Here is a 22,714-nt window from a genome sequence, read left to right on the forward strand (position 1 = left end):
TGCAAATATTACGCTTTGATCATTCGCTACAATAGCTTTTTGCTTTATCCTTTTTGCTTTCTGCTTTTTTTCGCGTATTTTGTACGCTTATCTGCAACTTATTATTTGAACAATGAAGAAAGTAATTTTAAGCGGCATGCTGGCGCTGTCTTGCTGGATGGGACAGGCTGTACAGGCGCAAAGCAAACATTCCTTTGCCTTGAGTAAAACTGATTTCATGCTGGATGGTAAACCATTCCAGATGATTAGTGGTGAAATGCATCCTGCACGTATTCCCCATGAATACTGGCGTCACCGCATTCAGATGGCGAAAGCCATGGGCTGTAATACCATTGCAGCTTATGTGTTCTGGAACTATCATGAACCGGTAAAAGGACAATTTGATTTCAGCAGTGGTAATCACAATATTGCGGAATTTATCAAAATAGCACAGGAAGAAGGAATGTGGGTATTACTCCGTCCGGGTCCTTACGTATGTGCGGAGTGGGAATTTGGCGGCCTGCCACCTTATCTGTTGCAAACACCGGATATTAAAGTACGTTGTATGGATCCCCGTTATATTGCGGCGGTACGTACCTACGTAGATCGCCTGTCGCAGGAAATAAAACCTTTGCTGGTGACTAACGGCGGCCCGGTTGTAATGGTGCAGATAGAAAATGAATACGGTAGTTATGGTAACGATAAAGACTACCTGAATACTTTGAAAGAGATGTGGGTGAAAAATGGTATCAACGTACCGTTTTACACGGCAGATGGCGCTACTGCTTACATGCTGGAAGCAGGTGGAGTAGAAGGTGCCGCCATTGGACTGGATTCCGGCGGTTCTGAAGAGGATTTCGCCGCAGCTAAAAAACAGAACCCTAATGTTCCTGCATTCAGCAGTGAATCTTATCCGGGTTGGTTAACCCATTGGGGAGAACAATGGCAGCGCCCGGGCATTGAAGGTATTTCCAAAGAAGTAAAATTCCTCATGGATACCAAACGCTCTTTTAATTTGTATGTGATTCACGGTGGCACCAACTTCGGTTATACTGCCGGGGCTAATTCCGGTGGCAAAGGTGGTTATGAGCCTGATGTAACCAGCTACGATTATGATGCACCTGTTAACGAGCAGGGAGCCGCGACACCCAAGTACCAGGCTTTGCGTCAACTGCTAGGTACCTATCTCCCGAAGGGTAAAAAATTACCGGCTATCCCGGCACCTATTCCAACTATTACCATCCCGGAATTCCAGCTTAGCGCATTTACTTCTGTATGGGATCATTTGCCGGCAGCTACGCATACACCGCAACCTAAACCGTTTGAAGCTTTCGGACAGGATTATGGCTTTATGTTGTATAAAACCACACTGATTGGCCATAAGAGTGGTAAACTCACTATTAAGGACCTGCATGATTATGCTACGGTGTTCATCAACGGAAAATATGTAGGTAAACTGGATCGTCGTTTGGGAGAAAAAACCATTGATATCCCGGTAAGCGAGGTACCCAACCCGGTACTGGAAATCCTGGTAGAAGGAATGGGCCGCATCAACTTCGCTGATGCCCTTATTGATCGCAAAGGTATCACGGATCGTGTAGTCCTCAACGGGATGACACTGATGAACTGGGACGTATATGGTTTACCGATGACAGAAAAATTTGTGGAAGACCTCAGCGCTTCTGCCAATAATACCACTAAACCAGGACAGTTCTTCAAAGGCAGCTTTAACCTCAATAAAACCGGGGATACTTATATTGATATGTCTGCCTATAAAAAAGGGATCGTATGGGTAAATGGTCATAACCTGGGCCGTTTTTGGGAAATAGGACCACAAAAAAGACTGTACTGCCCTGCTCCCTGGCTGAAGAAAGGTGCCAATGAAATTGTAGTATTCGATTTACACCAGGAAACAGCTGCGCCGGTATCAGGCGCCGCAACCCTGTAAAGCAGAAAGCTAACAGCAAAAGGGGGAAGCGATGGAGGCGATTGACAGGTCAATCGCCTCCATCGCTTTCCCCTTTTATGTATCCTTTGTGTTGATTGTACACAAAACAAATATTTTCACCGCTTTGCTTTTGACAGTGAAAATTTGTAACTTAGAAATGGTGGTTTTTCATTTATTTACTTTCTTAAAAAGCTTGCCATGGGAAAGGTACGTAATATCCTGCAGGCTAAAGGTCATGCAGTATACTCAGTAAACCCGGACAGCACTGTTTTTGAAGCCCTTCAAATGTTGGTGGACCGTAACGTAGGGGCACTTACAGTGGTAGATAGTCAGGATCGCTTCCTGGGAATTTTTTCAGAACGGGACTACGCCCGCAGAGTTATTCTGAAAGGACGAGCCTCCAAAGAAACCCTGATCCGTGAAATCATGACAGAACGCCCCATTACAGTATTGGAAGACGATTCCATCGAAGACTGTATGGCGTTGATGACTGATAAAAGAATTCGTCACCTGCCAGTAGTAGACGCACAAAGCAGATTAATTGGTTTGATCTCTATTGGTGATGTGGTGAAATTCATAATAGATGACCAACGATATATCATTACCAGCCTGGAATGTTATATTACGGGCACGCATACCTGATTTCCGCAGTGGAAACAGTTTTGCAGATTCGCACTAATTTTTGTAACTTCAATTTCATATAGTCTTTACCGTAATGCGGATGACAACGTTATGAAACCGGACCCGGTTCGGTATCCCTCTTTGAATGAAGCGGTTTACAGACGTATATACAGATACCTGATAGCATTGTTTCAGTAGATTGGAAAGCAGACTACTGGTTTTTTTAACAGACTGGCATAGCGGACTTTTAAGTAAATCGCTCGGAGGGCGAACACTTTGAAAAGCGCTGTTTCTGACAACACCCCCATTTGGCCATTTTTAGCATATGGTGCTATTGTGTTGGTACTGATTTGTACCATACTGGGACTATCTTATGTATTAGGCCAACGCCATAAAGACCGCGCAACTGGCGAGGCATATGAGTCCGGTATTATCTCCACCGGCTCCGCCCGACTTAGGTTCCCTTCTCAATTTTATTTGGTAGCAATGCTTTTCGTCATCTTTGACATTGAAACAGTATTGATTATTTCCTGGGCAATTGCCTACAAAGAAGTAGGCTGGGCTGGCTTTCTGGGCGTAACAGTTTTTATCTTCATATTACTGGCTGTACTGATTTACGAATGGCGTAACGGCGCATTGGACTTCGGGCCCGATGGGAAGAAAATATTACGCGCCTATAAAAAACTGCAAAAGAAAAAAGCCGCTAACGTTAACGGTTACACGGATATTAAGACTCCAACACCAAAGGCACTTACGTAACAACAGGATGTTGATTTTATGAATCACGCATAATCAACTCATTTATGAAATGGTGGTTAACCAATGCAAATGATATAACGGGCAAAGTTTCCGGCAATACTTCTATGGAAGAAGTTATCCAGCAAAGTGTAATGCTTACTTCGGTGGAAAGCCTCCTTGCCTGGGGGCGGAAAAATTCGCTTTGGCCTTTCCACTTCGGCCTTTCCTGTTGTTTTGTTGAAATGGCAACGGCAATGACCCCCAAATATGATGTAGCCCGCTTCGGTGCAGAAGTCATCAGAGGCACCCCACGCGAAGCGGATGTCATGATCATTGCCGGTACAGTATTCATTAAAATGGCGCCCGTCATCCAGCGTTTATATGAGCAGATGATGGAACCACGCTGGGTAATATCCATGGGTTCCTGCGCCAATTCCGGAGGAATGTACGACATCTATAGTGTAGTACAGGGAGTGGATAAATTTTTACCGGTAGATGTATACGTACCCGGTTGTCCCCCCCGCCCCGACGCATTTATGCAGGGGCTCGTGATGCTGCGTGACAGCGTAGGTAAAGAAAAACGTCCGCTGAGCTGGGTGATTGGAGAACAAGGCGTAGTCAGACCAGAAAAAATTTCCATGAAAGATGCCCTGCGTGACAAACGACAGCAGATGACGCAATTTAAAACACCTGACGAAATTTAATACTTACTAACAGTTACGGATATATGAAATAACCAGTTGGAAGAAGCTGCCACTTTTACCTCAATTGTTTAAAATCTGATAGGCCATGCCTACGAGCATTGCAGCGGAATTAAGCACCCGTTTCGGTGATATCACCTTCCTGCCACAGGCTACAAAGGATGGGACGCCTACTTTTTGGACGCCTGCCGAACACGTGGCGTCTGTACTGCAGTTTCTTAAATCTGACATACAACTGCCTTACCGCATGCTCTATGACCTCACGGCTATCGATGAGCGTGCCTGTAAACGGCAACAAAACGGGCATAAACCCTATGACTTTACCGTTGTTTATACCCTGTTTTCCTTTGACAGAAATGAATTCCTGCGTATCAAAGCCGGTTTACACGGAGAATACCCGGCACTGGACAGCATTACGCCTATATGGGCGGCCGCCAACTGGTATGAACGTGAGGTATACGATATGTTTGGCATCCGCTTCCATGGTCACCCGCTGTTAAAACGTATCCTTATGCCTTCCACCTGGGAGGGGCATCCGCTCCGTAAGGAGCATCCCGCACGCGCCACGGAAATGGGGCCGTTTAAGCTGTATGACGAGAAGCAGGACAGGGAGCAGGAGGCCCTGCGGTTTAAACCCGAAGAATGGGGCTTAAAACGCCATAGCGAGGACTCAGACTTTATGTTCCTCAACATCGGCCCTCAACACCCCGGTACTCATGGGGTATTACGCATTATCCTTCAACTCAACGGAGAAGATATTGTGGATGCTGTACCAGACATCGGCTTCCATCACCGCGGGGCCGAAAAAATGGGCGAACGCCAGTCATGGCACACCTATATCCCCTACACCGATCGTATTGACTACCTCGGCGGGGTGAACAATAACCTGTCGTACTTGCTGGCGGTGGAACAATTGGGGGGGATTGAGGTTCCGCTACGTGCCCAGGTAATCCGTATTATGCTTTGTGAACTGTTCCGCATTGCAAGTCACCTGGTATGGTATGGAACCTTCGCCCAGGATCTGGGACAGTTGTCGCCCGTATTTTATATGTTCACCGACCGCGAACGCATCTTCGAAATCATAGAGTCTATCTGTGGCGGCCGTATGCACCCCAATTGGTTCCGTATTGGCGGAGTAGCGCAGGACTTGCCCAACGGATGGGAACCACTGGTGAAAAACTTCCTTAACTATTTCCCCAAACAGCTGAGAGAATATGATAACATGGTAATGAAAAATTACCTGTTTAAAGCCCGTACCAAAGGTATTGGGATCTATACCCTGGAAGAAGCTATTGACTGGGGCGTTACCGGCCCCGGACTCCGCGCCTGCGGAATGGAATGGGATATGCGCAGGAAAAGACCCTACGGAGGGTATGAAAATTTCGCTTTTGAAATCCCGGTTGCCCAGAACGGCGACTGCTACGACAGGGCGGTAGTACGGGTGGAAGAAATGAGACAAAGCCTGCGCATTATAGAACAGTGTGTGGCCAATATGCCCGCAGGTGATTATAAATCGCACCACCCACTGGCTACCCCTCCGGTGAAAGCCCGCACGATGCAAGACATTGAAACACTCATACATCATTTTCTCAACGTTAGCTGGGGACCCGTTATCCCCGCCGGTGAGGCGATGGTGGCTACAGAAGCCACAAAAGGTTGGAACAGCTACTACCTGGTCAGCGACGGAAATACCGCTGCTTACCGCGTCAGGGTGCGAACGCCCTCGTTTCCACACATGCAGATGATTCCGCTGATCAGCCGGGGATATACCGTGGCCGATTTGCTTTCTATACTGGGAGGAATGGATTATGTACTCGCAGACATTGACCGATAATTGAATAACATATGCTTTCTGCTATCGAAATAGAACAAATCACCCATGAGCTGGAACTGGTGCCGGTTAAAAAGGCGGCAGTTATTGAAGCCCTGAAAATTGTACAGCAGCAGCGCCGCTGGATATCAGACGATAGCGTGGCTGATATTGCCCGCCTGCTCGACATGAGCACCGCAGAGGTAGACAGTGTGGCTACTTTTTACAACCTGATTTTCAGGCACCCTGTGGGCCGCCACGTGATCTTGTTGTGCGATAGTATCAGCTGTTACGTGATGGGCTATACGGAGATAAAGCAACAACTGATGGAGCTGCTGCAGATAAAATTCGGACAAACAACACCGGATGAACGCTTTACCCTGCTGCCAAATGCCTGCCTCGGTACCTGCGATCATGCACCGGCATTGATGATTGATAATGATCTCTACAAAGACCTGAAAGCGACAGACCTTTCACAAATACTGGATCAATACTTATAAGTATGGAACGACCGCTCACTCAACATATTCCCGCTTCGGGCGCCACGCTTCATCTGAAGGAATACGAGGCCGTGGGCGGCTACACGGCACTGCGCAAAGTATTGCAGGAACTAACACCGCAGGAAGTGACCGGAAAAGTAAAAGACGCTAACCTAAAAGGTAGAGGAGGCGCCGGTTTCAGTACCGGCATGAAATGGAGTTTTGTACCCATGAATGTAGCCGGTCCAAAATACCTGGTCGCCAATGCGGATGAAATGGAGCCGGGTACTTTCAAAGACCGGTGGTTGCTGGAAGGTAATCCGCATCAATTGCTGGAAGGCATGATCATCTCTGCTTACGCCATACAGGCCACGCAAGCGTTTGTATTCATGCGCTGGGCCTATAAAGATGCCGCGCATATTATGCGCCAGGCGATTGCAGATGCTTATGCGGCCGGCTATCTGGGTAAAAATATCCTCGGAAAAAACTATCACCTGGAAATGCAATTGCATACCGGTGTAGGCAGATATATGTGTGGGGAAGAAACAGCCCTGCTCAACTCTCTGGAAGGTAAACGCGCTGTACCCCGCGCCAAGCCGCCATTTCCACAGGTAAGTGGATTGTTCGGCAAGCCGACCATCGTGAACAATGTGGAAACACTGTCTTACATACCGCATATCATGAACAACGGCGGCGAATGGTTCAAATCATTGAGTTATACCGCCGATGGGGGTACGAAAATATACGGGGTAAGCGGTAAGGTCAATAAGCCCGGTGCCTGGGAACTACCTATGGGTGTTACAATGCGGGAGTTGCTGGAGGAACACGCTGGTGGCATGAAAGCAGGTTATCGCTTTCGTGGCGCACTGCCCGGCGGCGCTTCAACAGATTTTTTAACCGATGCCCACCTGGATGTGAAAATGGATTTCGCTGGAGTAGCCGCCGCAGGAAGCCGCCTGGGTACCGGTACTATGGTAGTATTAGATGATCGTACCTGTCCGGTAGGCTTTGTTCATAACCTGGAACACTTCTTTGCACAGGAATCCTGTGGATTCTGTACGCCCTGCAGGGAGGGACTGCCCTGGACAGAAAAAATACTATATGCGTTGGAACAGGGTCACGGCACCTATGCCGACCTGGAACAACTGGAACTACATACCCGGCTGCTCGGTCCCGGTAATACTTTCTGCGCCCTGGCACCCGGCGCTATGGAACCTTTGCAAAGTGCGCTGAAATATTTCCGGGAAGACTTTGAGCAACATATCAAAGAAAAAAAATGTCCATATGCCCATCATTAACATAGATAATAAACCTTATGAAGTAAAGGAAGGCAAGAACCTGCTGGAAGCTTGCCTGTCGCTCGGTTTAAACCTTCCTTACTTTTGCTGGCACCCCGCCCTTGGTTCGGTAGGCGCCTGTCGCCAGTGCGCTGTAAAAGTGTTTAAAGACGAACAGGATACCAAAGGGCGTATTGTAATGTCGTGCATGGAGCCGGTAAAGGATCAGTTGCGTTTGTCCGTTGACGATAAAGACGCCAAAAAATTCCGCGAACAGGTGATCGGCTGGCTGATGACCAATCACCCACATGACTGCGCTGTATGCGATGAAGGAGGCGCCTGTCACCTGCAGGACATGACCGTCATGACCGGTCATTCTTACCGCGATTATCATTTCACAAAAAGAACATACAACAACCAATACTTAGGGCCATTCCTTAATCATGAAATGAACCGCTGCATACAATGTTATCGCTGCGTGCGTTTCTATAAAGATTTTGCCGGCGGAAAAGACCTGGACGTATTTGCGGCACATAATCACGTATACTTCGGACGTCAGCAGGATGGTGTCCTGGAAAGTGAGTTCAGTGGTAATCTGGCGGAGATTTGCCCCACAGGCGTATTCACCGATAAAACACTCAAACAACATTATACCCGCAAATGGGATCTTACCTCTGCGCCTTCTGTTTGTCAGGGCTGTGGCCTGGGCTGTAATATACTGGCTGGAGAAAGATATGGCGTCATCCGGCAAATTACCAATCGTTTCAATGGTGATGTGAATGGCTATTTCCTCTGTGATCGTGGTCGCTATGGCTATGAGTTTGTAAACAGCCCGCAACGGATTAAAACCCCTATGGTATATCATGGGCCGGCCGAACAAGCGAACGGTATCCCTGTGTTGCAACATATTCAAAGCCGGATGAAGCCTGGTAAAACTATCGGCATCGGGTCACCCCGCGCTTCATTGGAATCCAACGCAGTACTGAAAGAGTTGGTAGGGGAAGATAATTTTTACCTGGGTGTTGCGGAAGCAGATCACGACCTCGTATCCCTTTCCCTCAGAATTTTGCGGCAGGGGCCAGTACGAGCAGCTTCCCTGCAGGAAGCAGCGGCGGCCGATGTGGTGCTGATCCTGGGCGAAGATGTGACCAATACAGCGCCTATGCTGGCACTCTCTGTCCGACAGGCCATCCGCCGTATTCCGGTAAGCGAAGCCATTAACAGTGTACATATTCCAGCCTGGCAGGATGCAGCGGTCCGGGAGGCGGTACAGGATAGTAAGGGTCCCCTGTACATATTGAATGTGCAGGAAACAAAACTGGATGAACTGGCCCGCGGAGCCTGGCATACCGCACCTGATAATATAGCACGTATAGGCTTTGGCGTTAGTCACCTGTTGAGCAGCAAAATGCCGGAAGTAACCGGCATGTCAGAGCAAGGGAAAGCCATTGCTGCCGAAATAGCGGGAATACTGAAAACTGCCAGAAATCCATTGATTATAGCGGGTTATGGCAGCGGTAGCGAAGCCGTGATAAAAGCTGCCGCCAACGTTGCCTGGGCGTTACATGACCAGGGTATTGATGCCATGCTCACCTTCACAGTACCGGAATGTAATAGTATGGGATTGGAAATGCTGGATGGCCACCGGCTGGAATCGGCAGTAGACCGTGCGTTGAATAATGAAGCAGATACGGTGATCATCCTGGAAAATGACCTGTACCGCCGTTTGAATCAGCACAGGGCCGATCTTTTTTTTAGCAGGGTACACGATGTTATTTTACTGGATCATCTGTATAATGCCACGGCTGAGAAAGCGACTATCCTGTTACCCGCCGGCACGTTTGCAGAATCTGATGGTACTCTGGTCAACAACGAAGGCCGTGCGCAACGTTTCTTCCAGGTATTTTCACCTGTCACCGCGGTCCGGGAAAGCTGGGGCTGGCTGCTGCAAATAGCCGCCGGCCAGCAGCATGCTACGCTGGGCGCCCTGCAACACTTCGACGAATTAGTTACACACCTGGTTGCCAGGTATCCGGTATTTGCAGGAATAGAAACACTTACGCCAACAGCTGATTTTCGTATGGCCGGACAGAAAATACCACGGGAGCCGCACCGGTATAGTGGTCGTACGGCTATGCAGGCCAACTTGCAGGTGAGTGAACCCAAGCCGCCGGAAGACCAGGATACTGCCCTCTCTTTTACAATGGAAGGATATCGTGGAGAACCACCTTCCGCTATGATTCCATTCTTCTGGGCGCCCGGTTGGAACTCTGTACAATCTGTGAATAAATTCCAGGTGGAAACTGGTGGTCCCCTGCATGATGGCAATGGAGGGAAACGATTGATTGCCGCTAATAGTAACGGTCAATCGCCTTTCTTTACGGAAGTCCCGGAACCCTATCTGCCACTCGCAGAACATTTACTGCTGGTACCCCTGTATCATATTTTCGGTTCAGAAGAACTGAGCAGTCATACGCCGGGAATAGCCGAACGTATTCCCACACCTTACATCATGCTGCACAGTGAAGATGCGAAAAAATTACAAGTAGCTTCAGGACATCTGTTGCATTTTAAAGATAACGGATACGATTATACGTTGCCGGTCATCATTAACAATACCTTACAGCAAGGGGTAGCTGGTATACCTGTGGGTCTGCCGGGCATACAGATTGCCGAAGCGCCGCAGCTGATAAAAGTATAACGATATGACAAACTTTTGGTGGATCATAGGAGGGGTGCTCTTTGCACTATTAAATACGGCGGCTGGCCTGATCTGGGTGGAACGCCGGATGCTCGCGCTGTGGCAGGACCGGTACGGACCTAACAGAGCCGGACCTTTTGGGCTATTGGTGGTGCTGGCGGATACTATTAAGCTGTTTTTCAAGGAAGACTGGATTCCTCCTTTTGCGGATAAAGTAGTGTTTGTATTTGCACCGGCAGTTGTAATGCTTAGTGTGCTCATGAGCTTTGTGGTGATGCCTTTTGCACCAAATATTATTGTAGCGGATTTAAATATTGGCCTGTTATTTTTCCTGGCCATGTCTTCTTTGGGCGTATATAGCGTGGTGTTGGGCGGTTGGGCTTCCAATAATAAGTATGCGTTGCTGGGGGCCATGCGCGGAGCTTCACAGATGATCAGCTATGAAGTATTTATGGGGTTGGCCCTGATGGGAGTAGTAGTACTGAGCGGCTCTTTTAATCTGCGTGAGATAGTGGAAGCGCAGAAGAAAGTGTGGTTTATTGTTCCTCAGTTCATCGGTTTTCTCATTTTTCTCGTAGCAGGTGTTGCCGAAACACACCGGTTACCATTTGATATACCAGAGGCGGAAAGTGAGCTGGTAGCAGGCTTTCACTCGGAATACTCAGGAATGAAATTCGGAATGTTTTTTATTGGAGAGTATCTGGGTATCACGCTTATTTCCGGGATGTTAGTTACCCTGTATTTTGGTGGCTGGCTCGGGCCGGCTTTTCTGCCGCCAGTATTATGGTTTGTGATAAAAACGTTTGCCTTCATCGCGATGTTTATCCTGTTTCGGGCATCTATGCCGCGACCCCGGTATGATCAGTTGATGGAGTATGGATGGAAGGTATTATTTCCGCTGTCGATATTGAACCTGATGGTGACGGCGGCCATTAAACTTTGGTTGAATACTTAAAATGTACAACAATGCTTAGTCTGGTAAGAAGTATGTGGCTGATTTTCCTGCATATGTTTCATAAACGGGAAACTTTTCAGTATCCGGAGCAAAAAGCACCACTACCCGCCCGCTGGCGTGGCCGGATTGCACTCACCCGCGATCCGGATGGAGGTGAGCGTTGCGTAGGTTGTTATCTCTGCGCTGCCGCTTGTCCGGTAGACTGTATTTCCTTACAATCTACTGAAGACGAGTCGGGCAGACGATATCCTGAGTTTTTTCGTATTAATTTTTCCCGTTGCATTTTCTGTGGATTTTGTGAAGAAGCATGTCCCACCTATGCAATACAACTTCTGCCTGATTATGAAATGGCGGAATATAACCGACAAAACCTGGTATATGAAAAAGAGGATTTGCTGATTAACAGCGAGGGAAAATACCCCGGATATAATTACTATAACATAGCAGGCATGGCTATACGGGGAAAAGATAAAGGTGATGCCCAACAGGAGGAACCGCCGGTAGATGTAAAAAGTTTATTACCATGATAGGACCTGCCTTCTATATCGCTGCTGCTATCGCCATTCTGGCCACTTTAATGGTGATTACGCGTTATAATATCATGCATGCGCTGCTTTACCTGGTTGTATCCCTGCTGGCTGTGGCCGTGGTATTGTATCTCTACGGTGCGCCTTTTATGGCGGCATTGGAGGTGATCGTATATGCCGGCGCCATTATGGTGTTGCTGATATTTTTTGTGATGATGCTTAATCTTGGGAAGGAGTCGGCAGCGCAGGAAAAATTATGGTTGCGGCCACGTATCTGGATATTTCCTTCTATACTTTGTATTGTATTGCTGGGAGAGCTGGTGTTCCTGGTTGTGCAGCATCATCATCCGGGGGCGGAGATAATAGCCGTGCAACCAAAAGCAGTAGGAATGGCTTTGTTCGGACCTTATATATTGGCAGTAGAACTTACCGGAATGCTGCTGATGGCCGGTATTGTGGGCGCTTATCACCTTGGGCGGCAGAAGGAGAAAACATTACACCGGTTTCTGGAAAATAATCATGAATTATGAATGTGCATCCTACTACTGCGGGCATGTTGCTCGCCGGCGTTTTATTTGTGCTGGGGCTGATCAGTATACTGGTACGGCGTGACATTATTTTCATGCTCTTATCGGTGGAAGTGATGCTCAATGCCGCCGGATTGGCCTTTGTGGTGGCTTCTTCTCACTGGGGAACGGCCGATGGACAGGTGATGTTCATCTTCATACTGGCCATGGCAGCTGCAGAGGTATCGGTAGGACTGGCATTGATACTACAGTTATATCATCAGCTAAAAACATTGGATAGTGATGAAGCCTCAAAAATGAACGGATAAAAAAAATAAAATGATACTCCCTGCACTCATACCGCTCATCCCCTTTATCAGCGCCCTGCTACTCATGTTGGGCTGGAAACGTATGAGCCGTGTAGCCGTTACCGTAATCGGATGTGGTAGCATCGGTCTGGCGGCGATAGTAGCCGTGTTGACAGCCATACAGTTTGCCACTCATGGCGAACAGGCTATGGTGCAACACGCAGGCGACTGGCTGGAAGCAGGCGGCTTCAAGGCCGGTTTTGATTTGCGGTTGGATGCCTTATCAGTAGTGTTTGTTGGTGTGATAACGATAGTAGGCTTCCTTATACATGTTTATGCGTCTGGTTATATGCACGAAGAGCCGGACTACGCACGTTTTTTCGCCTGCATGAATTTGTTTGTGGGTGCTATGTTGACACTGGTAATGGCCGATAATCTATTGTTATTGTACTTCGGCTGGGAAGGCGTAGGTCTTTGCAGCTACCTGCTTATTGGCTTCTGGTATAAAGACAGGGCCAACGGTTATGCGGCGCGGAAAGCGTTTATTGTAACGCGTGTAGGCGATACGGCGATGGCCATTGCCTTATTTATGTTGTTTCAATACAACGGCACTTTACGTATTCCCGAAATCCTGGAGGGCAGTAGCCACTTGTGGGCAAAAGGTGGTCCGGTAATTACATGGATTGCGTTGTTGTTGTTGGGCGGCGCAGTAGGAAAGTCGGCCCAGCTGCCTTTACAAACCTGGTTGCCGGATGCGATGGCCGGGCCTACACCGGTGAGTGCCTTGATTCATGCTGCCACAATGGTCACTGCAGGCGTATATCTCATTGCCCGTACGCATACATTGTTTGAACTGGCGCCGGCGGCGCAAACCACTACCGCGGTAATTGGTGCAGTTACCCTGGTATTGGCTGGTTTCAGCGCGTTGGTGCAAACAGATATTAAGCGGGTGCTGGCTTATTCTACCATTAGTCAGATTGGTTATATGTTCCTGGCACTGGGTTGTGGCGCCTGGTCGGCCGCTGTATTCCATTTTGTGACGCACGCATTTTTTAAGGCGCTGCTATTTATGGCTGCGGGCGCCATCATTGTGGCGTTGCATCATGAGCAGGATCTGTTTAAGATGGGCGGATTAAAAAAACAGCTACGGGGTGTATACTGGGTATTCCTGATTGGATGCGCTTCTTTGGCGGCTATTCCTTTTGTTACAGCAGGTTTTTATAGCAAGGATCAGATCATCTGGTTGTCGTGGTCGGCCACCGGCGGGCATATCGGTTTCTGGCTGGCTGGGCTGCTGGGAGCCTTGCTTACGGGGATGTATACGTTCCGGATGTTTTTCCTGGTTTTTTATGGAGAAATAAAAACAACCGTGCATCATTTACCGGGCAAAAGCATGATGATCCCATTGTATATCCTGGCAGTATGTTCTACCGTTGCCGGTTTTATTGAGCTGCCGCATACGCTCGGCCATGTAACACTTTTCAGTAATTGGTTGTTGCCGGTGTTGCCGGCTGTAACGGTGCTGAAAGACAGTGTTGCCATGGAATGGGTTTCACAGGGTTTGTCGGCTGTATTGGCGTTGAGTGGTATTGGATTGGCTTATGTGTGGATAGTGAAGCATCCAAAGGGCATGTCAGATTTCCTGGAAATGCCGGCTATGCTTTGGTTGCGCGGGTATTGGAGCAGAGGATGGGATGTCGATAAACTGTATAATATCGGGTTGGTATACCCTTATGTATACCTGTCACGTATCAATAGTAAGGACCTGATCGACAAATTGTACACCGGGCTGGCTTCAGCCATGGAGTGGTGCCATAATGTGCTGGCGCGTACACAAAGCGGTTTGCTACGGTGGTATATACTGGGAGTGGTATTGGGCGCAGTGGCGATTTTATCGGTATTGATCTGGCGAATTTATATATAACGTTAACGATTAAACGAAATAATATGATCCTGCTGGTATTGTTAATCATCCTTTTCGCTGCGGCGCTGTTATCCTGGGTAGCAGGTGCGGGAAGCTATGCAGCGAGCCGCTGGATAGCACTCTGTAGCCTGTTGCTGAACCTGGGTATTGTTGCCGGCATTTGGATCAGCCGTCCGGCATCGGGCGATCGGTGGTGGTATCAATACCAGGTAGATTGGGTGCCTCATTTCGGTATTAGCCTGCATCTGGCAATGGATGGTCTCAGCCTGCTGATGCTGGCCCTCACATTTTTCCTGGGAGCCTTGTCTGTATTGATTTCCTGGAGAGAAATTAATACCAGGGTTGGCTTCTTTCATTTCAATCTCTTGTTTGTACTTTGTGGTATTACCGGCGTATTTCTTACCATGGATCTTTTTTTGTTTTACTTTTTCTGGGAGATGATGCTCATACCAATGTACTTCCTGATAGGAATATGGGGGCATGAGCACCGGGAATATGCAGCCAACAAATTTTTTCTGTTTACACAGGCCGGAGGATTATTAATGTTGCTGGCAATACTGGGGCTTTACTTTGTACACGGGGCTAATACACAGGTATATACCTTTGATTATTTTGCTTTGTTGCATACCCCGATGGCGCCATCCACCGAACGTTGGCTGATGTTGGGATTCCTGGTTGCTTTCTTGGTGAAGTTGCCGGCAGTACCTTTTCATACCTGGTTACCGGATGCCCATACTGAAGCGCCTACTGCAGGTAGTGTAGTACTGGCGGGGCTTTTATTAAAAACCGGTGCGTATGGTATCCTTCGTTTTGTGTTACCACTTTTTCCTGTTGCAGCTGTGGAGGTGGCGCCGGTGGCGATGTTACTGGGTGTTATAGGTATTTTGTACGGCGGCATGCTGGCATACGCACAAATGGATCTCAAACGGCTAATTGCCTATACAAGTGTTAGTCATATGGGATTTGTGTTGTTAGGTGCTTTTTCATTAAATGAAATTGCCTATCAGGGCGTAGTGATGCAGATGATAACACATGGTATTAGCACGGGGGCCTTATTCATTATAGCCGGCGCGTTGTACGAGCGTATTCATACGCGTAATATGCGGCAAATGGGGGGGCTTTGGCTGCGTGTGCCTATGATGGGGAGTGCGGCCATGATTTTTGTAATGGCATCGCTTGGATTGCCGGGTTTAGGCAATTTCGTGGCGGAATTCCTGGTATTACTGGGAAGCTGGCAGGCGAATCATTTGCTGACTATTCTGGCCACTATTGGCCTGGTAGTAGCCACCGCCTATTCTTTGCGTATTATGCAGAAAGTTTTTTTTGGTCCGTGTGACCGGCAGTATACGGTGCCGGACCTGAATGGACGGGAACTGGTGATTATAGTAGCCCTGGTTATTGTTATTTGCTGGCTGGGATTTCATCCGCAGCCGGTACTACATACTTCCCAAAATATCGATTATGTCGTTCGTTGATTTTCTAAGCCTTGGACCGCTGATTACCTTATGCGCTGCGGCGGTAGGAGCCATGTTGCTCGTAGCGATATGGCGTAATCACCGTATTGTATATGGCTTCACGCTGATTGCTTTTATCATGTCTATGATGGCCGTTATTCCGGCTATACGGTATATTCCGCATACTTATCCTCCCTTAGTGGTGATTGATGAGTTCTCCCTGTTTAATTCGGGACTGATCCTGGTAGCGGGTTTCATTATCTTGTTGTTGTCTTTCAATTATTTTGAAGAACGGGAAGAGCGCAAAGAGGAATACTATATATTGCTGATACTGGCTACTGTAGGGGCTTTGGTGTTGGTGGTGAGCCGGCACTTTATGGCCCTGTTCCTGGGCCTGGAGATCCTGAGCATCAGTTTATATGGACTGATAGCATACCTGCGGGCACGCGAGCGTTCTGACGAAGCGGGCATCAAATACCTGATGCTGGCGGCGTTATCTTCTGCATTTCTTTTGTTCGGGATGGCGTTGGTATATGCTTTTACCGGCCATATGGATTTTCCCGGTATCGGAATGGCGTTGCGACAGGCGGGCTATTTACCGGTGAGCGTTATGGCGGGTTTCGGCCTGATGTTGATTGGCATAGGTTTTAAGTTGGGTGTGGTACCTTTTCATATGTGGGCACCCGATATTTATGAAGGAGCACCCTTACCGGTAGCCGCTTTTATTGCTACGGCTTCAAAAGGTGCGATGCTGGTACTATTGATTCGTTTTTACCAGGATATTCACGGCAATGATTACCCCATGTTATGGTGGATAGTGGCTATCATAGCCGTGGCGTCTATGTTTGCCGGTAACTGGCTGGCACTTACGCAGCAAAACATCAAGCGTATACTGGCCTATTCATCTATTGCGCATATGGGGTATATCCTGGTGGCTTTTTTGTCGGGAGTACAAACAGGTCTGGAGGCGCTGGCATTTTACCTGGTGGCCTATTTTATTACCAGTATCGGCGCATTCGGCGTAGTGATTGTGATGTCCAGCAGCCGGCAGGATGCGGAAACCATTGCGGACTATAAAGGCCTGTTCTGGCGTTATCCCTGGATAGCAACGGTATTTACGGCCATGTTGTTATCGCTCGCTGGCATTCCGCTAACAGCCGGGTTTATTGGAAAGTTTTATGTGGTGATGGCTGGAGTGAATGGTCACCAGTGGTTCCTGTTACTGATGCTGGTCATCAATAGCGTGATAGGACTGTATTATTATATCCGTTTGGTGGCTGCGATGTTTGCAGTACCGGCAGATGGGGAACAAACAACGGTGGTGCCGGCCTTACCCATGGCAGGGAACATTACCCTGGTATTGCTAACTATACTCCTGATAGGACTGGGTATATATCCTACTGCCATGATGCAACTGATACAGCAAATGATGAAGATATTGGTGTAGCAATAAGCTAACAGGTGTAATCACCCTGCCCTGTTCTGTTCATCGGTGGTACCGGTTTTTCTCTCCCTGGCTGCTTTAATAGTAGCACTACCAAATTTATAGCTGAACGTAAGATTTACGGTTCTGAACTGCCAGGTATTGAAAATACTCATGTTCAGGTTTGCAAATTCTGCCGCACCACGGTAACTTTCATTCCGTAATATATTATTGTAACTCACTTTTACTGTAGCATTTTTATTCAGGAATAGCTTTTGTACGCCCAGGTTCAGGTTATACTGACTATAACCCCTGAAAATACCGAACACAAATGGCGAATTGTAATATCCCATTACTTCTACTTTGATATCATGCGGCAGCGTGATGGTATTGGTGCTGCTGATATAGTAGTTAAAGTTATAACGGAAGTAGGGGGCGTTGGAGGTAGGATCCTCGAACTTATACTGGTTATAGGAAAGGTCAACGCTATTATCGCTCGTCCACCATTTCGTGACTTGTACCGGGATGGTCAGCAACAGGCTATAGATATCTGTTTTATCATAGTTCCGTTCTGTACTGATAGATGCTTTGGTACTGTCGTTTTGTGTAATAAATTCTTCCATCATGTCTTTGATACGGGAGTATCGCAGGGTGGCAATGTACTTATCCTTAAAGGTATAGGATAATTCCGCGATATTGCTGTACTGTGGCTTCAGATAAGGGTTCCCCTGGAAATAGGTGTATTTGTCCAGGTAGAACATAAAAGGATTTAGCTGTCCATATTGGGGCCGTTCAATCCTGCGTGACATCGCCAGGCTAATTTTATTTTTATCATTTATTTTTTGTTCTACGTTAATGTTAGGAAAGTAGTCGGTATAAGAACGCTTTACATACTTGTCTACTGAAAATGAATGCCCGGTAGATTGGGTGTTCTCCACCCGTAAACCCAGTTGCAGCACTGTCTTATGTATTTGTTGTTTATAGTTGGCATAGGCTGCATATACATTTTCCTGGTAGTTAAACCGGTCGCTCAGTGAGGGGGCGGGCATGAATATTCCTTTATACAGGGAGTCGAACTCCAATGCGTTGGTGGTGGTAACAAAACTGGCTTTGGCACCTGCTTCCAGTTTGATGTCTTTGTTAAGGGGCCAGCTCAGGTCTGCTTTTAAACTTTTAATGATAACCTGTGTATTGCCGAGTGTTTGTATGCTATTAGGATTCCTGTTTAATTTGGTATGTGTATCAAACATACTGTCGTTCAGCTGCATCAACCGATGGTTGTTGAATTGGGCATAGTCTGCATCAACACTGATTTCGCGGCCGCCAGCAGTATCGAGAACGCCTTTATAGTTCAGATTAAGCGCAATATTGTCGAATTTGTTTTGGTTTCTGGTGAGTGAGTTCAACACAGAATCCGGCGGCAGGTTGGGTTTGCCCAGGTGGGTTTGGCTGTAGATCTGGTTCGAGAACGAATTTTTGAAGCCATTCGCCAGCACACCAATGGTGTGTTTATCATTAATAAAGTAGTCCATCCCTACTTTGAGATAATTGTTTTTGAAGCGGTTACGCTGAAAAACATCCTGTTGCAGGAAAGTGGTGCTGCCATCAGCTTCCTTTACGGAGCGTTTATAGTCGCGGGTCACTTGGCGGGGATAATCGCCCTGGTCGAAGTTGCCGAAGATGTTGAATTTCTCCGTTCTCCAGTTAATATTACCGGATATGCCGTAGCGGCCATACCTCGACTGGGTAAGGGTGGTGCTGATACTACCGTTTATCCCCGTCATTTTCCCTTTTTTCGTTTTGATATTGATGATCCCGCCGTTACCGGAGGCATCGTATTTGGCGGAAGGGCTGGTCAGGATTTCTATCGACGCAATGCTTTCCCCGGGAGTAGTTTTCAGGAGATTGGTAAGCTGTTCGCCGCTTAAGTACGTCAGTTTACCATCGATCATGACGGTTACGCTTTGTCCCTTCAGCGTTACGTTTTCGTTGTTGTCTACCTGTACACCAGGTGCTCTGCGTAATAAATCCAGTGCGGTATTGCCCGCCGCAGCCATGCTGTTTTCAATATTCATTACGGTTTTACCGGCGGAGCTTTCTATGTAAGGTTTTTGGGCGGTAACATTGACTGCCTGCAGGTTTTTACCCAGGGGTGGCAACGTCATGTTGCCCAGGGCTACCGCTTTATGGGCAGCATCTACCTGGAAGGCAGTACTATACGACGTGGTATAACCCATTTGGGAGGCCTGAATAAAGTAATGGCCGGCGGCAATTTTGTCGAATGCGCAGGTACCATTTTCGGTGGTCATCTCTCCTTTTACAAGGGCAGAGTCTTTCGCCTTCCGCAGCATTACACTGGTAAAGGGGAGGGGCTTGCCTGCATTGTCTGTTATGGTAAGTGTTATTTTTCCTGTAGCATTAGATTGTTGGGCAAAAGCCATAGGGGCGCAACAAAACAGCATTCCCAGAGCTACGATGATTGTTTTCATACGATCGTTTCCGTTATATGTTTTCTCAAAAGCTAAACCAATAAATAAGTAGGTAACCTTACATGCTAGGGTTTCGGGTAATGTTGCTGATAATACCTAAATGCCACGTCCATAAGGTCTTTCGCTGTTTCCAGCGGCATCTTCTCTGTCAACGTAATTGTACATGAAGGGTTAGCAGGGGCTGCGGGTATTTCCCGGAAATTCCCGAGCGTAATCAGATATATAGGCAGTTCATCCGGGTTATTGGCTGAATGATGGCCGTGGGCTGCCAGGTTTGATCCCAGTACTAACATGAGCATCAGGAAAGTACTCAGGCCTAAAACGATAGCAACTTTTTTCATACCAATTCATTTTAACTAAAGACGAACAGGTACAAAAAAAGTTGCACGGATGAGGGGAATAATTTTACGGGATAAGTTTATTTTTTCCAGAGACGCTGTATGGTAGCGGGGGAACGTTGTTCCAAAAGAATTGTGTGCCCGTTACTGAGTTCTTCCAGCAAACTGGGCTGGTAATACCTTACCGTCAGCAATTCCAGTCCTTCATTATACACGATTTTGAACTGCTCGTGGAGGGTTTTGATCAGTAATTCTATCTTCTCCGGGTTATTATCTATGCAACAAGAGAAGTTGATCGCCCCGTTTTGCATCAGGTTTATCTTCACCTTTAGCCCGTGGAAGATCTCATAGATGTCGCTAATCTTATCTTCTGTGATAAAGGAGTAATCTTTGGACGTGATATTCAGCAATACCTGGTTCTTTTTCAGCACAATAATAGGGGGCAGCTGTTTTATATCCGCCGTTTCCTTAATTACCGTGCCAGGTAGATTTTTATCCAGGAAGCATTTTACCAGCAAGGGTATCTGCTTGTTTTGCAATGGTTTGATAGTTTTTGGGTGTATGACCTGGGCGCCATAGTACGCCATTTCAATCACTTCTCCATACGTGATCTCTGGTATATTCACCGTATTGGGAAACAATTTTGGGTCTGCATTTTTGAGGCCTTCCACGTCTTTCCAGATCGTTTGGCTTTCTGCGTCCAGCATATTGGCAAAAACAGCGGCGGAGTAATCGCTGCCCTCGCGGCCCAGGGTTACGCTTTCGTTTTGGTCGGTAGCGCCAATAAAGCCCTGTGCAATCACGATGTTGGTTTGGTGGAAGAGAGGGAGCACCTTTTCAGTTACCTGCCTTTGGGTATAGGTCCAGTCAATGTTGGCATCCCGGAAGTTGTCGTCTGTCCGGAAAATATCTCTAACGTCCAGCCAGGTATTATTAAGGCCGATACTATTAAAGAATGCACTTACAATAGCGGTACTCAGTAACTCGCCCACGCTTACCAGCTGATCATAGTAATAGTCGTAGGTACGTAACGGTTTTTCGCCCAGTGTCCATTCTGCTTCCGTAAATAACTGCTGCAATTGTGTAAACAGCGGATGCTCGCGGGTACCCAGCAGGGATTCGGCTACATTCAGGTGATGTTGCTCAATATTAAACAGTAATTGTGCGGCAATTTCCCTTTTCCGCTGGAAGAAACTTTCCGCTACCTTTTCCAGCTCATTGGTTGTTTTTGCCATGGCAGAAATAACAATGAGGAGTTTTTCGTCCGGAAATGACTGTACTATTTGCGCCACCTGCCGGATACGTTCAACACTTTCTAAACTTGCGCCACCAAACTTGAAAACCTTCATATGATAGTTTATCTTCTATTAAAAAATTATTTGGCAAAGTAAGACAAGTTTAGAATTGTTTTAAAATCTGTTTATGGATAAATGACAGTCCCGTTAAAATAGGGGCAATTCCGTTAATTTCGTTCGTACAACCTAACGTTATGAATCTTAAGCAAAAAGTAATGACCCTGGATGAATTCACCATCCAGGAGTTGCGGAATTATCCGGGTGCAACCGGACAGCTCTCCGGTTTGCTGCGCGATATAGGGCTGGCAGCAAAAAGGGTGAATGTAGAGGTAAATAAGGCTGGTATTGCGGACATCCTCGGAGAAGCCGGCAAAACCAACGTGCAGGGCGAATCCGTAAAAAAATTAGATGAATTTGCCAACGAACAGTTTATCAGTTCCCTGGAAACCAGTATTTATTGCTGCGGAGTAGCCTCCGAGGAAAATGAAAACTTTATCCCTTTTCATGACGAGCATTCCAAAAAATCAAAGTATGTGGTGCTGCTGGACCCGTTAGATGGCTCCAGTAATATAGATGTAAACGTATCTATCGGTACCATTTTCTCTGTATATCGCCGCCTCAGCCCGGAAGGAACAGAGTGCGAGCTGGAAGATTTCCTGCAGCAGGGGATCTACCAGATTGCCGCCGGCTATATCATTTATGGTTCTTCTACCATGATGGTATATGCTACCCGCCGCAGTGTACAGGGCTTTACGCTGGATCCTTCTATCGGAGAGTTCTGCCTGTCGCACCCCAACCTGAAATGCCCGCCCGATAGCGATATTTTCTCCGTAAACGTAGGCTACTACCACTTGTATGAAGAAAAGATCCGCAAGTCAATCGACCATTTCATGGCCCGTAATGAGAACGACCGGATTTATCGCCATCGTTTCGTTGGGTGTATGGTAGCGGAAATACACCGGACCCTGATCCAGGGTGGTATCTTCATGTACCCTGCCTTCGGCAAATACTCCTCCGGACGCCTGAGACTTTGCTACGAGTGTAATCCCATGTCCTTTATCATGGAGAAAGCCGGCGGCGTAGCCATGGCCAATAGCAGACAGCGCCTGCTGGAACTCAAACCGGCACAATTGCACCAGCGCATGCCTATTTTCATCGGATCCAAAACCATGATGGATACCTGGCAGCATATCATCAACGACTAACATCAAAAAACGCTATAAAAAAACGGTGTATCAGGA

At 47.4% G+C, this 22,714-nt stretch carries 19 protein-coding genes; 16 read left to right on the forward strand and 3 right to left on the reverse strand.

Going from position 1 to position 22,714, the window contains the following annotated elements:
* The first annotated feature begins 112 nt into the window (after positions 1–112).
* The 15 genes from AC5ZC7_RS07505 to AC5ZC7_RS07575 all read left to right on the forward strand — a co-directional run bounded on the left by AC5ZC7_RS07505 (position 113) and on the right by AC5ZC7_RS07575 (position 17,375).
* Positions 113–1,927 carry a beta-galactosidase gene (locus AC5ZC7_RS07505; protein WP_496160207.1) on the forward strand — a complete coding sequence of 605 codons (1,815 nt, stop codon included), beginning with the start codon at positions 113–115 and terminating at the stop codon, positions 1,925–1,927.
* A gap of 198 nt (positions 1,928–2,125) precedes the next feature.
* On the forward strand, positions 2,126–2,569 hold the full coding sequence (locus AC5ZC7_RS07510; protein WP_496160206.1) for a CBS domain-containing protein: 444 nt from the start codon (positions 2,126–2,128) through the stop codon (positions 2,567–2,569).
* A 315-nt stretch (positions 2,570–2,884) separates the two neighbouring features.
* Complete coding sequence (locus AC5ZC7_RS07515) at positions 2,885–3,307, forward strand: NADH-quinone oxidoreductase subunit A (RefSeq protein ID WP_496160205.1); 423 nt, start codon at positions 2,885–2,887, stop codon at positions 3,305–3,307.
* A gap of 44 nt (positions 3,308–3,351) precedes the next feature.
* Complete coding sequence (locus AC5ZC7_RS07520; protein WP_496160204.1) at positions 3,352–3,990, forward strand: NADH-quinone oxidoreductase subunit NuoB; 639 nt, start codon at positions 3,352–3,354, stop codon at positions 3,988–3,990.
* An 85-nt stretch (positions 3,991–4,075) separates the two neighbouring features.
* Positions 4,076–5,821 (forward strand): NADH-quinone oxidoreductase subunit C/D, encoded by a 1,746-nt coding sequence (nuoC, locus tag AC5ZC7_RS07525; protein WP_496160203.1) that lies wholly within the window; start codon positions 4,076–4,078, stop codon positions 5,819–5,821.
* An 11-nt stretch (positions 5,822–5,832) separates the two neighbouring features.
* Complete coding sequence (nuoE, locus tag AC5ZC7_RS07530; RefSeq protein WP_496160202.1) at positions 5,833–6,297, forward strand: NADH-quinone oxidoreductase subunit NuoE; 465 nt, start codon at positions 5,833–5,835, stop codon at positions 6,295–6,297.
* A gap of 2 nt (positions 6,298–6,299) precedes the next feature.
* Positions 6,300–7,574 carry an NADH-quinone oxidoreductase subunit NuoF gene (gene nuoF, locus AC5ZC7_RS07535; protein ID WP_496160201.1) on the forward strand — a complete coding sequence of 425 codons (1,275 nt, stop codon included), beginning with the start codon at positions 6,300–6,302 and terminating at the stop codon, positions 7,572–7,574.
* Positions 7,561–10,254 carry an NADH-quinone oxidoreductase subunit NuoG gene (gene nuoG / locus AC5ZC7_RS07540; protein ID WP_496160200.1) on the forward strand — a complete coding sequence of 898 codons (2,694 nt, stop codon included), beginning with the start codon at positions 7,561–7,563 and terminating at the stop codon, positions 10,252–10,254. The genes nuoF and nuoG overlap by 14 nt, the downstream gene beginning before the upstream one ends.
* A gap of 4 nt (positions 10,255–10,258) precedes the next feature.
* A complete protein-coding gene (gene nuoH / locus AC5ZC7_RS07545) occupies positions 10,259–11,209 on the forward strand; it encodes an NADH-quinone oxidoreductase subunit NuoH (protein WP_496160199.1) in 951 nt (316 codons plus the stop codon).
* A gap of 11 nt (positions 11,210–11,220) precedes the next feature.
* On the forward strand, positions 11,221–11,736 hold the full coding sequence (gene nuoI / locus AC5ZC7_RS07550) for an NADH-quinone oxidoreductase subunit NuoI (protein WP_496160198.1): 516 nt from the start codon (positions 11,221–11,223) through the stop codon (positions 11,734–11,736).
* Positions 11,733–12,266, forward strand: coding sequence for an NADH-quinone oxidoreductase subunit J (gene nuoJ, locus AC5ZC7_RS07555; protein WP_496160197.1), 534 nt, complete (start codon positions 11,733–11,735; stop codon positions 12,264–12,266). Before nuoI ends, nuoJ begins: the two co-directional genes overlap by 4 nt.
* The gene (nuoK, locus tag AC5ZC7_RS07560) at positions 12,263–12,571 is read left to right on the forward strand and encodes an NADH-quinone oxidoreductase subunit NuoK (protein WP_496160196.1); all 309 of its coding nucleotides are present in this window, start codon (positions 12,263–12,265) and stop codon (positions 12,569–12,571) included. The genes nuoJ and nuoK overlap by 4 nt, the downstream gene beginning before the upstream one ends.
* 10 nt (positions 12,572–12,581) lie before the next feature.
* Complete coding sequence (gene nuoL, locus AC5ZC7_RS07565) at positions 12,582–14,474, forward strand: NADH-quinone oxidoreductase subunit L (protein ID WP_496160195.1); 1,893 nt, start codon at positions 12,582–12,584, stop codon at positions 14,472–14,474.
* Between the two features lie 23 nt (positions 14,475–14,497).
* Complete coding sequence (gene nuoM, locus AC5ZC7_RS07570; protein ID WP_496160194.1) at positions 14,498–15,949, forward strand: NADH-quinone oxidoreductase subunit M; 1,452 nt, start codon at positions 14,498–14,500, stop codon at positions 15,947–15,949.
* The gene (locus AC5ZC7_RS07575; RefSeq protein ID WP_496160193.1) at positions 15,936–17,375 is read left to right on the forward strand and encodes an NADH-quinone oxidoreductase subunit NuoN; all 1,440 of its coding nucleotides are present in this window, start codon (positions 15,936–15,938) and stop codon (positions 17,373–17,375) included. Before nuoM ends, AC5ZC7_RS07575 begins: the two co-directional genes overlap by 14 nt.
* Positions 17,376–17,395: 20 nt before the next feature.
* On the opposite strand, the gene AC5ZC7_RS07580 is transcribed toward AC5ZC7_RS07575, so the two are convergent.
* The 3 genes from AC5ZC7_RS07580 to AC5ZC7_RS07590 form a co-directional block, all read right to left on the reverse strand.
* The gene (locus AC5ZC7_RS07580) at positions 17,396–19,840 is read right to left on the reverse strand and encodes an outer membrane beta-barrel protein (RefSeq protein WP_496160192.1); all 2,445 of its coding nucleotides are present in this window, start codon (positions 19,838–19,840) and stop codon (positions 17,396–17,398) included.
* A gap of 65 nt (positions 19,841–19,905) precedes the next feature.
* Entirely contained in the window at positions 19,906–20,181 is a 276-nt protein-coding gene (locus tag AC5ZC7_RS07585) for a hypothetical protein (protein ID WP_496160191.1), read from the reverse strand.
* A 77-nt stretch (positions 20,182–20,258) separates the two neighbouring features.
* On the reverse strand, positions 20,259–21,527 hold the full coding sequence (locus AC5ZC7_RS07590) for an aspartate kinase (RefSeq protein WP_496160190.1): 1,269 nt from the start codon (positions 21,525–21,527) through the stop codon (positions 20,259–20,261).
* A gap of 140 nt (positions 21,528–21,667) precedes the next feature.
* Between AC5ZC7_RS07590 and fbp the strand changes: the two genes are divergently transcribed.
* Positions 21,668–22,678 (forward strand): class 1 fructose-bisphosphatase, encoded by a 1,011-nt coding sequence (gene fbp / locus AC5ZC7_RS07595; protein ID WP_496160189.1) that lies wholly within the window; start codon positions 21,668–21,670, stop codon positions 22,676–22,678.
* The last annotated feature ends 36 nt before the right edge of the window (positions 22,679–22,714 follow it).

This window comes from Chitinophaga sp. 9-1-y (assembly GCF_059511905.2).